Below are 12073 nucleotides of genomic sequence, written 5' to 3'. Positions count from 1 at the left end.
CGGCGCGCCCGGTGCCGTCCGCTCTGCCGGTCCCGCCTGCGCGCCCGGAGTCGTCGGCACTACCGGCGCCGCCGGTGCGCCCGGACCGTCTTCCGTTGTCGCCGCAGCAGTGGCGCATCTGGTTTCACAATCAGTTCGACGCCGGCGACGGTCACACGACCGCACCCGTGGACGCGGTGGCCTCCGCGCTGCGGCTGTCCGGCCGTCTCGATGTGGACGCGATGCGGGCTGCTCTGGCCGACGTGACCGAGCGGCACGAAATCCTGCGGACCGTCTATCCACAGACCGACGGCGTACCCCACCAGGTCGTCCTGTCGCCGGAGGAGGCCGTGCGGGAGGTGGAGGCGGTCTCGATCGACGAGGCGGAGCTCCCCGGCTGGCTGGCCGACACCGTGGGCGCCGCCTTCGATGTCGCGACCGAGGTGCCGGTGCGGTTCGCGCTGGCCGAACTGAACGACGCGGAGCACGTGCTCGCGGTCGTCGTGCATCGCATCGCCGCCGACGACGAGTCGATGGCCGTCCTCCTGCGCGACCTGCTGATCGCCTTCCTCGCGCGGCGCAATCGCGCGGTTCCGTCGCGCCCGCCGCTGGCACTGCACTACGCCGACCACACCCTGCTGAATGCCCAACTCCTCGGCGATCGACGCGATCCCACCTCGGTCGCGGCCGGGGAGATCGAATACTGGCGGGAGGTGCTCGGTGGAATATCCGATCCGCTGCCCCTGCCCGTGGATCGCCCGCGCCCGCCGGTGGCTTCCGGGCGCGGCGCGGAATATCCGTTCCGCATCGACACCCGGCTCCGGGAGCGAATCGAGGAGCTGGCGCGGACGTCGGGTGTCGATCTCTTCACCGTGGTGCACGCGGCGTTGGCCGTCCTGCTCGCGCGGCTGTCGGGTCGGCGCGACATCGTGGTGGGCACTCCGGTTTCCGGCCGCCGCGAAGGTACGCTCGCCGCGCTGATCGGACCGCTGGAGAATCTGGTCGCACTGCGGACGCCGGTGGACCCGGCGATGCCGTTCACCGAACTGCTGGCGACGGTGGCGCGGCGCGACCGGGACGCGTTCGAGCACGCCGTCCTGCCGTTCGAACTCCTGCTGGAAGGGCTGAGCCCGCGGCGTTCGCGTGACCGCCACCCGCTGGTGCAGGTGCTGTTGGCGGTGCGTGAGCCCGATCGGATTCCGCTGTCGTTGCCGGGCCTGTCGCTCGCGCCGGTCGAGATCGACTGCACCGCAACACCGTTCGATCTGCAACTCACCGTGGTGCCGGTCCGCTCCGACGGCTGGGGGCAGGAGCTGACCGCGCGATTCGGGTATGCGGCCGATCTGTTCGACGAGCCGACGGTGGCCCGTCTGGCCGATCGATTGCTGCGGTTGCTGACGGAAGTGACCGACGCCCCGGACCGCCCGGTCGGTGACCTCGAGGGTCTCGCTCCGGAGGATCTGACCCGGATCATCCACGAATACAACGACAATCGGCACCCGGTCGCACCGGCGCTGCTGCTGGACGGCTTCCGCCGGGCCGTGGCGCAGGTGCCCGATGCGACTGCCGTCTCCTGCGCGGGCGCCGAACTCACCTACGCCCAAGTGGACGCTCAGGTCAACCAGCTTGCCCGCCTGCTCATTTCCCGTGGGGTGCGACCGGAGACCACGGTCGGCCTGGCCGTTCGCCGGTCTCCGGATCTGCTCGTCGGCATGTACGCGATCCTCGCGGCCGGTGGCGTCTGTGTGCCGCTGGATCCCGACGATCCGGCCGATCGCACGGCACATATCGTCGATGTCGCGCGGCCGGTCTGCGTGGTGACCACCGTCGCCGACGTCATCACGGTGCCCGCGCGCATCCCCCTGCTGCGGTTGGACACGATGGATCTCGGTGGGTTCGATCCGAGCCCGATCAGGCCGCAGGAACTGCTGTCGCCGTTGCTCCCCGACCATCCGGCCTACGTCGTCTTCGCCCCGGCCACGGCCGGCCGGCCGACGGGCGCCGTGCTGTCGCACGCCGCGCTCGACCAGCAGATCGAGTGGATGTCGGCGGCCTATCCGCTGGGCAGCCGGGACGTCTATCTCCAGTGGACGGCGGTGACCGCGGATGTGGCACTGTGGGGCTGCCTGCTGCCTCTGCGCGCCGGCGCCACGCTGGTGCTCGCCGCGCGCGGCAGCGAGCGTGATCCACGCGTTCTCGCCAAAACGATCGCGGCCCAAGGGGTTACTGTCACCGACTTCTCCCCGTCGGCACTCTCGGAATTCGCCGAGCACACCGCCGCGGGAAGCTGCCCCACGTTGCAGGACGTCTTCGTCATCGGCGAGGAGTTGTGCCCGGAAACCGTCGATGCGGTACACGCCGTCTGCGATGCCCGCGTGCAACATCTCTACGGGCCGCCCGAGGCCGCGATCTCGGTCACCTACTGGCCGGCGGACGGCGAGGATCGGCCGGTCGTGCCGATCGGGTTGCCGCAGTGGAACGTTCGCACCTACGTACTCGACGACCGCCTGCGTCCCGTGCCGGAGGGGGAACAGGGCGAACTGTATGTCGCCGGAGAGCGGCTGGCTCGTGGGTACCTGCGCCGGCCCGGTCCGACCGCGGAACGTTTCGTGGCCGACCCGTTCGGCTCCGGTGAACGCATGTACCGGACCGGCGATCGGGCGCTCTGGGATGCCCCGGAGGACACGCGGCCCGCACGCCTGGTCCGGCTGGGCGGCACGGATCATCGGATGGAATTCCGGCGGCGGCCGGTCGCGACCCGGATCGGCGGGACGGCACCGTCCGAGCCGATGCGTGCCGAGCCCGAGTTCCGTGCGGCCGTCACTCCCACGGAGCAGGTCGTCGCGGACGCCTTCGGCTCGGAACTCGCCCGCGAGCGGGTAGGCGCGGACGACGACTTCTTCACAATCGGTGGCGATTCCGCGCTCGCCCTCAGGGTGGTGACCCGGCTGGGCACGGCGCTCGGCGAACGGGTGCCGCTGCGATGGCTGTTCGAGAACCCCACCGTCGCGGGGCTCGCGGTCGTTCTCGACGCGGAGATCCATGCCCGCCGCCGGCCTCGCCTCGGTTCGATCGAGCGTCCCGAGCGGCTGCCGCTCGCTCCGGCGCAGCAGCGGATGTGGTTCCTCAACCGTTTCGACCGTGGTGATGCCGCCACGTCGGAGTCGCGCCCGCGTGCCGAGGCCCACCACCTGAGCGTCGCGCTGCGGTTGACCGGCAGCCTGGACACCGAGGCGCTCGGTACCGCATTCGACGACGTTCTGGTCCGGCACGAGATCCTGCGCACGGTGTATCCGGATACGGCGGACGGACCGGTGCCGACGGTGCTGCCCGCCGACATCCGGGTGGAGCTGCGTTCCGAACGGCTCGACGCGCACGATGTGCCGGAAGCGGTGAAGGCAACGGCGGCAACCCCGTTCGACCTCGCGACCGAGATCCCGCTGCGGGTGCGGTTGCTCGAGATCGCCGATCTCGCCCCGGGAGCGCGGCGGGAGTACGTCCTCATCGTGGTGGTTCACCACATCGCCGCCGATATGTCGTCGATGCGTCCGCTGGTGCGCGATGTGCTGGCCGCCTACGCCGCCCGTACTCGCGGTGCGGCGCCCGAGTGGGCGCCGCTGCCGGTGCAGTACGCGGATTATGTGCTCTGGCGCGAGGGCGTACTCGGATCGGTGTCGCAGCCGGGGTCGGTTGCCCATCGCGAACTGTCGTACTGGCAGCGCGAACTGCGCGGGCTGCCCGAGGTTCTGGCGTTGCCCGCGGACCGTCCCCGTCCGCCGCTGGCGACGCGAGCCGGCGCCCGCGTCGACGTGTGGATCGCGCCGCAGGTGCACGCCGGTCTGCTCGAGGTGGCACGCGCCCACCGCGCGCCACTGGCCACCGTCGTCCATGCGGCCTTCGCCGTGCTGCTCGCCCGGCTGTCGGACAGCACCGACATCGCTGTCGGCACTCCTGTCGAGCGCCGCACGGAGACCGAACTCGACGACCTGATCGGCGGGTTCACCGATACCGTGGTGGTCCGCACCCACGTCGATGCGCGGGAGCCGTTCACCGAGCTGCTGACGCGCCGGCGCGACGGCGACGCGCAGCTCCACGCGCATACCGAACTGCCGTTCGAGGTCCTGATCGAGGCGCTGGCCGCGCCGCGGTCGACGGCGCATCATCCGCTGTTCCAGGTGGGCCTGTCGTTGCGCGACCGGGCGGCCGAATCGGCTCTGCCGGAATGGGATCTGCCCGGTCTTAGCGTGACCGAGGTCGACGCCGATTCCGCCGCCACGCCGCTCGATCTGCATCTGAGCGTGGCCGAAACCTACGGCGAGGACGGAAACCCCGCGGGAATCGGCGGCGCTCTCACATATGCGACCGACCTGTTCGAGGCCGCGACCGCGACCACGATCGCCGAGCGGCTGATCCTGCTGCTCGCGGAGGTGGTGGCCGATCCCACGACGCCGGTCGGTGACCTGAACATCCTCACACCCGACGAGCGGACCCTGCCGAACCCCGGCGTGCCCGGCGAACCGGATCCGGACGCCTCCACGCTGCCGGCCCTGCTGGCTGCCGCTGTCGCCGCCGCACCGCCGGATGCGGCGGCGCTGGTGGCCGACTCGGCCGATGTCGGAGAGCCCCATCCGGTCCCGGTGCGACTGAGTTACGCGGAACTCGACGCTCGGGTCAATCGTCTTGCGCGACATCTGATCTCGCTGGGCGTGGGCCCGGAGACCCGGGTGGCGCTGGTGATGCCGCGCGGTGCGGACCTGGTGATCGCGATGTTCGCGGTCTCGGTCGCCGGTGGCGCCGCTGTGCCGGTGGATCCCGATCAGCCCGTCGAAAGGATCGGCCGTCTCCTCGCCGCCGCCGAGCCGGTTGTCGTGCTGTCCGCGACGAACCTGCCGGTGCCGTCCGGGCCCAGTGCACCCGCCGAACCCGCTGTGATGGCCCGTGATTGGCGCGGCCGGTCCCAATCCATGCCGGCGTTCACCGAGGCGGGCCGGGGTGTCGCCCGCGAAGACGTCGTGCGCATCGACGAACTGGACCTGTCCGGCATCTCGCCGCGGCAGGTCGGCGACGACGATCGGCTCGCGCCGCTTCTCCCGCACCATCCGGCCTTCGTGCTTGTCGGTCCGGGGCCGAACGGCCGGCTCCGGGGCCTCACCATCCCGCACAGCGCCGCCGCGCACCAACTGGTCCGGTACCGAACACGATTCGAGCTCGGTTCCGACGATGCGGTGCTCCCGGCGACCACCTCGCCCTTCGAGTCGGCGGCCTGGGAGTTCTGGACCGCGGTCACGGCGGCCGGCCGGCTGGTACTCGCCGCGTCGGACGCCACCGGCGGTTCGCTGTCCGAGCTGATCGAGCGCGAGCGGGTGACCACCCTGCACACCGCGTCCGCGTCACCGCTCGAAGATGCGGCGCGCGGCGACGACGCGGCGGCGAGCCCGAGTTCGCTCCGACGCGTGATCGTCCTCGGCGATGTGCCCGGCGCGCCGCCGCAACGTCCGGACGTCTCGCATCCGGTGGAGATCCACCACCTGTCCGCCTACGCCGAGGGCGGGATCTCGATCGTCGACCATCGGCTCGACGTGGACCAAGCGGCCGCCGCCGCGCATCGGAACAGCCATATCTACGTGCTGGATTCACGTCTGCATCCAGTTCCCGTCGGTGTCTCCGGCGAGCTGTATCTGGCGGGAGCGGACCTCGCCCGAGGCTACGTCGCGGGTCCGGCCCGGACGGCGGAACGCTTCGTGGCCGACCCGTTCGGCGGCGGTGGGCGGATGTATCGCACCGGCGATCTGGTCGCGTGGACCGCGGCCGGCGATCTCGACTATCGCGGCCGCACCGATCAGCAGGCGGTGGTCCGGGGTTTCCGCGTCGAACCGGGCGAGATCGAGGCCGTGCTGCTGCGGTTGCCGCAACTCGCGCAGGCGGCGGTGGTGGCGAAATCCGATCCGCGCACCGGTGATCGACTGGTCGCCTATCTCGTCTCCGCCGATCGGGAACTCGATCTGGCGCAGGTGAGATCGGCGTTGCGCGCGGCGTTGCCGGATCGTCTGATCCCCGCCGCATTCGTGGTGCTCGACTCGCTCCCGCTGACCGCGAACGGGAAGCTCGATCGAGACGCGCTGCCGGAGCCGGAATCCGCGTCCACCGGTTTCCGGGCGCCCGTCACCCCGGTGCAGGGAGTCGTGGCCGGTGCCTTCGCCGAGGTGCTCGGCGTCGACCGGATCGGCATCGATGACGACTTCTTCGCGCGCGGCGGCAACTCCGTGCGGGCGGTCCGCACCGCCGAACGCATCGGCGCCGCACTGGGATTCGACGTGCCGGTCAGGGCGCTGTACGAGGCCGCGACGGTGGGGGCACTGGCGGCATGGCTGGAGCGCGGAACGCGACCGGCGCTGAGCGCGGCGCCGCGGCGGGAACCGCTGCCGCTGTCCTACGCCCAGCATCGGTTCTGGCTGCTCGACCAGTTCGACACCACCGCAACGGATTACATCATCTCGTGCGAGATCCGGCTGTCGGGCGCGCTGGATGTGGCGGTGCTGCGGCAGGCGCTGGCGGACCTGGTGGCGCGACACGACATACTGCGCACGGTCTATCCCGAGGCCGAGGCCGGGTCGGGCACCCCGATCCAACGGGTACTGCCTGTGGCCGAGGCGACGCCGGATCTCGAGGTCGTGCAGGCCGGCGCGGAGCGGGGGACAGGCGAATTCGGCGGCGGTGTCGACGTCACCGTCGACGTTCCGTTCCGAGTGCGTCTGCATCAGCTGTCCGGTACCGACTACGTGCTGGCGATCGCCGCCCACCGGATCGCCGTGGACGATCTCTCGATGAGGTTGCTGATCCGGGACCTCGCGACCGCGTATACATCCCGGCGCGCGGGCCGAGCGCCGGGATGGGCACCGCTACCCGTCCGCTACGCCGACTACGCGCAGTGGCAGCTCGCGGTATCGGGTTCCGAGGACGATCCGGACTCCCCGGTCTCCGGCCGATTGCGTTACTGGACAACGGAACTCGCCGATCTCGCGGACGAATCGCGCCGGCCCGCCGGTCGCCCGTCGCAGCGGAGTTTCGACGTCGGCGCGGTCGACATCACCATCGATCCGCGGGTGCACGCTGCCCTCACCGCGCTGGCGCCGGCATACAGCTCGACCGTGTCCACGGTGGTGCACGCGGCGCTCGCGGTGGTGCTGGCCCGGATGTCCGGTACCGACGACGTCACGATCGGCACCCCGGTCACCGGCCGTGGCGAACCCGGGCTCGCCGATGTGGTCGGCCCGTTCGCCGACATCCTGGTGCTGCGCAGCCGGGTCACGCCGAATCGCACCTTCGCGCAGTTGCTGACCGAGGTCCGCGACACCCATCTGCGGGCTGTCGCCAACGCCGGCGTCCCCTTCGAACGCCTCGTGGACGCGCTGGCTCCGCAGCGCGGCGAAGCGTGGCATCCGCTGACGCAGGTGGCGTTCTCGTTCGGCGATCCGGTGGCGTGCGGTTTCGACGTCCCCGATCTGAGTTCCGTGGTGGCGGAACCGGTCACCGCCGGCGAGCGGTTCGATCTGCGACTGAGTCTGCGCGAACATCGCACGGCCGGCGGCGGCGCGGCCGGGATCCGCGGTGAATTCACCTATGCCACCGATCTGTTCGACCGCGAGACGGTCGCGCAGGCCGCTGAGCAACTGGTCCGGATTCTGGCGACGGTGGCGCACGACGCCGACATCGCGCTCGACGGCCCGGAGATGCCCGCGGCATCCGGGACCGGCGCTCTCGTCGCGGACATCGACGTGCCGGTGCGCGCGCCCGTGACGCTGCCCGACCTGATGGCGGCCGCGGTCGCCGCCGATCCGGACGGTCCGGCGGTGGTCGTGGGCGGTCGCGCGTTCACCTACGCCCAGCTCGACCTGGCCTCGACCAAACTGGCCCGGCTGCTGATCGAACTGGGGGCGGGCCCGGATGTCCGGGTCGCGGTGGCCATCGGGCGTTCGCTCGAAGCCGTGGTGGCGCTGTGGTCGGTGGTCAAATCGGGTGCGGTGCTCATGCCGATCGATCCGAGTGACCCCGCCGACCGGATCGCCCGGATCGTGTCCGACTGTCGCGCGGACCTCGGCGTCACGGTGCGAGCCGTGGGCGCGCAGCTACCGGATACCGCGGGCGGCTGGATCGTGCTGGACGACCCGAGGTTCGCCTACGAGGTCGACTCCTGTTCCGGCGCACCGATTTCCGATGCCGACCGCACGGTCGCGCTGCATCCGGACAATGCCGCGTGCCTGCTCTACGCTCCCGATTCCGACGATGCCGCCGACCGGCTGGGCGCCGTCGTGCTCACCCACGCGGGTCTGGGGAATCTGAGCGCCGAACTCGCTGAGCGCTACGAGCCGGGACCGGCCGCTCGGGTTCTGGCCTTCGCGTCGCCCGCGCATGCGGCGGCGCTGCTCGAGCTGGTGCTCGCCGTCGGGGCGGCCGGGCCGCTGGTGATCGTGCCGCCGCACATCGCGGGAGGCGCCGAACTGGCCGGGGTCATGCGCGACCGCGAGGTGACGCATGCCGTCCTCGACGTGCCGACGCTCGCCGCACTGGACGCCGACCTTCCGGAGTCGGCGCAGATCATCCTCACCGGTGCCGAGCCGGTCGGGACCGATGCACCGGCGTGGTGGCCGAACGGCCCCGAGGGCCCGGATCCCCGCGTGCACATCGCCTTCGGCGCCGCCGAGAGCACCGTCGCCTTCGCGGTGGGCGAGGTGGCGGCGCCGGATGCGGTGCCGGCGATCGCCGCGCCGAACCGGGGCGTGCGCGCGGTGCTACTCGACGCACGATTGCGGCCGGTGCCGTCGGGAGTGGCCGGTGAGCTGTATCTCGGCGGTATCCAGCTGGCGCGGGGATATCACGACCGCCCCGGTGCCACCGCGGCCCGGTTCGTCGCCGATCCCAGCGGGGCGCCCGGGCAGCGGCTGTTCCGCACCGGCTACGTGGTCCGCCGGCAGCGCGGTGTGCCGACGCTGGAATACGTGGGCCGTACCGAACCGCCCGCCGGCGGCCCGGTGATCGAGCCGGCCCGCCGAGCACCGGAAACCCCGGCCGAACAGTTGATCGCCGAGGTCTTCGCCGAAGTGGCGGGGATCGAGCACGTCGGCGCGAACGACGACTTCTTCGCATTGGGCGGTGACATCGCGCTGGCCGTTCGACTCGCCGCGCGGGCTCGTATCCGAGGTCTGCGGTTCACGCCCCGCGACGTGTTCACCGCCCGCACGATCGAATCGCTCGCCCGCGTCGCGATCATCGAGGCGCCGGCCACCACCGGTGGGCCGATGCCGTTGCCGCCGATGGCGGTTCGGCTGCTGGGGCTGGCAGCGTCCGCGCTGCCGCAGCAGGCGATCGTGGTCGACCTTCCGTCCGACTGCGATCCCGAGCGGATCCGGGAAGCGGTGGCGGGTGTCCTCGAGCGGCATCCGATGCTGTCAGCGCGGCTGGACGACGAGGCCGGAGTCTTCGTGATTCCGGAAACGCCCCCGGCGGCGGTGTTGCGGCAGTTCGCGCCGGGCTCCGAGGCCGTCGATCTGGCGGTTCGAGCGATGGGCCGGGAACTGGATCCGGCGAGCGGGCACAACATCGCCTTCGGGCTGATCTCGTCGCCCGACGGCGGCGATGCGGTGGCGAATGTGGTGGTGGTCGCGAACTGCCTGGTGGTCGACGATACGACCTGGCGCATCGTGGTCGACGAGTTGTCGGACGCCTGGGCGGGCGGCCATTCCGCGCCCGCGGCCGTCGACGCCGGTCCGATCGGATTCGGTCGCGTCCTGCACGAGCGGGCGAACGCCGCCGAGACCGTCGAGCAACTCGACTGGTGGCACCACCATCTCCGGCCCGCCCCGGCCGACGCTCCGATTCAGGGGCTCGATCTCGCGGCGCGCGGCCGGGTTTCGCTGGTGATCACCGCCGAGGGCGCGATCGCCGTGGACGCGGTGGCGCGGGCCTACCATGCCACCGTCGAGGAGGTATTGCTCACCGCGTTCGCCCTGGCGCAGGAACCCACGCCCCGCGGCACCGCCGGCGACCTGATCGGTGCCGTGGTGCAGCTGCCGGCCGACGCTCGCGCGGCGTGCGGAGCGGAATACGCCACTACCGCAGGCGGTTTCACGGCCATCCACCCGTTGCTCGTGAGCCTTGCGGGAATCGATGTGGACGAGGCTCTGCTCGGCGGCCCCGCCGCCGGCGTGGCCATCGGCCGGATCAAGGAGTTGCGCCGCGCCGTACCCGATTCCGGGGTCGGCTACGGGCTGCTGCGTTATCTCAACCCGCGGACCGGTCCGCAGTTGGCCGCGGCGGCCCGAGGGCGCACCGCCTTCCGCTATCGGGATCTGCGTCCGGCGCGGCCCTATCCGGGACCGCCGCCCGGCGATGTGCTGCTCGACATCACCGTCGACGCGACCGACGACGGCCTGCTCGCGCGATTCGACTACGCGGCGTCGGTTTTCACCGTCGATCAGGTGAAAGAGTTCGCCGGACAATGGGTTCGCGCCCTGGGCGGCCTGGCCGAACACGGAACCCGGCCCGACGCCGGCGGTTTCACGGTGTCGGACTTCACCCTGGTGCGGATGGAGCAGAACGAGATCTCCGAGCTGTCGCAGATCTACCCGAATCTGGCGGATGTCTGGCCGGTACCCGCGGCACAGGCGGATATGCTGGCCGCCCGCGCCGACACCCCGGCGGGCCCGGCGCTGACCAGGGCGACCGTGGATCTCGACGGTGCCGTGGACGAATCCCGGTTGCGCGCCGCGGCGCAAGCCGTGCTCGAGCGTCACGACGCCCTCCGCGTCGCTTTCACCGCCGACCGCGCCGGCACTCCGATCCAGGTGGTGTCGTCCCGAGTCGAGGTCGCCTGGCGCGGTATCGATCTCACCGATCTCGACGTCGACGCGGCGCAGGCCGAAGCGACGCGCGTCGCCGAACTCGACGCCGCCGAGAATGTCGAGCCGGATCGGGCGCCGCTGCTGCGCTTCACCTTCCTGCGGCTGCCCGCCGCGGCCTACCGCCTGCTGATCACCGGCCATCGCGCGCTGATCGACGGCTGGTCGGCGTCGCTGCTCGTCCGGGATCTGCTGACGCGCTACGCGGTGGGTACGCGGACCCGGCAGCTGCCGAAATCCGTTTCCCACGCGGAGTATCTGCGGTGGCTGGTCGCACAGGATCTCACCACCGCACGCGCGCGGTGGCGGCACGCACTCGCCGGAGTCAGCGAACCGACGCTGCTGGCCCCCGCCGAGGCGGGCCCCGCCCGTTCGAACGAGACGGGCGTCGTCGGCTTCGAACTGTCGGCCGCGGAGACCGAGCGCTTGACCCGACTCGCGGTCCGGCTGAACGTATCGGTGGACACCGTGGTGCGGGCGGCCTGGGGCCTGGTCGTCGCGCGGGAGACCGGCCGCGACGACATCGTCTTCGGCGCAGTGGTTTCCGGCCGGCCCACGGCCCTGCCTGGAGCGGCGGCGATGGTGGGTTCGTTCCGGACCGTGGTTCCGGTGCGGCTGCGCGCGGCGTCCTCGGGCACCGTGACCGAGTTGCTGACTCGCCTGCAGGCCGAACAGTCCGCGCTGTCGGGATCCTGCTGTCTGGGCTTGCGCGATATCGAGGATGCCGCCGGTGTGGCCGGAATGTTCGACTCCCTGGTCGTATTCGAATCGTTCCCGGTCGATCGCGAGGTACTCGACCGGCTGACCGTCGACGGTGTCGGGGTCACCGGATTCGCCGTAGCGGACGATCTCGACTATCCGCTGACCGTTGTCGTGGTGCGCGACAACCAGCTTCGCGTCACCGTGAAATACGCGTGCGATGTCTTCGACGAATCCGCCGCCGGCGCCCTCTCGCGCCGGCTCGCCGCACTCGTCGCCCGGTTCGTCGAGACGCCGCAGGCGGACCTCGCCGGCCTCGACGTGTCGGAGGTCGACGGATCGGCGGCGCCCGCCGGTCCGGTACCACTGCCGGCGCGCGGGGCCCGTTCTCGCCGGGAGGGGCCGTCTCCGGCATGATGGGCGGCGCATACGTAACGGACCGGTCTGGTCAGACGACTAGATAGGCCGTAGGGTCGGGCGAGGTCTCGACCGTCCGGGTG

Annotated in this window: 1 protein-coding gene; it reads left to right on the top strand. The window is 71.4% G+C overall.

Going from position 1 to position 12073, the window contains the following annotated elements; translation table 11 throughout:
* Positions 1–95 precede the first annotated feature (95 nt).
* Positions 96–11990, top strand: a complete 11895-nt coding sequence (locus tag NK1_RS18990; RefSeq protein WP_167354275.1) for a non-ribosomal peptide synthetase — start codon at positions 96–98, stop codon at positions 11988–11990.
* Positions 11991–12073: the final 83 nt, after the last annotated feature.

The sequence above is a fragment of the Nocardia kruczakiae NBRC 101016 genome, assembly GCF_001612965.1.
GTDB lineage: Bacteria > Actinomycetota > Actinomycetes > Mycobacteriales > Mycobacteriaceae > Nocardia > Nocardia kruczakiae.
Note: the sequence above shows the minus strand (reverse complement) of the source record. Positions and strands in the feature narration are given on the sequence as shown.